This is a genomic window from Pseudomonas sp. HY13-MNA-CIBAN-0226, from assembly GCF_040310305.1.
In the GTDB taxonomy this organism is placed as follows: Bacteria; Pseudomonadota; Gammaproteobacteria; order Pseudomonadales; family Pseudomonadaceae; genus Aquipseudomonas; species Aquipseudomonas gregormendelii.
Genome location: NZ_JBEOPS010000077.1, coordinates 1 through 429, shown reverse-complemented (window position 1 = coordinate 429; position 429 = coordinate 1). Strand labels below are relative to the sequence as shown.

Genomic DNA, 429 nt, shown 5'->3' with positions numbered 1-429 from the left:
GACGATGGCAGCCAATGGACAGTTGCGGACAGCCGCAGTGTTTACGGGATTCGCCATTGGGGGGCCGGGTATTTCGCGATCAATGAAGCCGGTCGCGTAGAAGTTCGTCCGAACGGCCCGAACAGCACGCCCGTCGACCTGTACGAGCAAGTCGATGAGTTGCGCAAAAGCGGCCTGTCGTTGCCGCTGCTGGTGCGCTTCCCCGATATCCTGCAAGACCGCGTGCGCCAATTGACCGGTGCCTTCGATGCCAACATCGAGCGCCTGGAATACCAGAGCAAGTACACCGCGCTGTACCCGATCAAGGTGAACCAGCAAGAAGCGGTGATCGAGAACATCATTGCCACCCAGAACGTCTCCATCGGCCTGGAAGCCGGCTCCAAGCCTGAGCTGCTGGCCGTGCTGGCCCTGGCGCCGAAGGGCGGCACC

1 pseudogene is annotated in these 429 nt (G+C 61.8%); it reads left to right on the top strand.

Annotated features, from left to right (window positions below):
- A pseudogene (locus AAEZ05_RS27825) lies at positions 1-429 on the top strand (arginine decarboxylase); the annotation flags it as partial.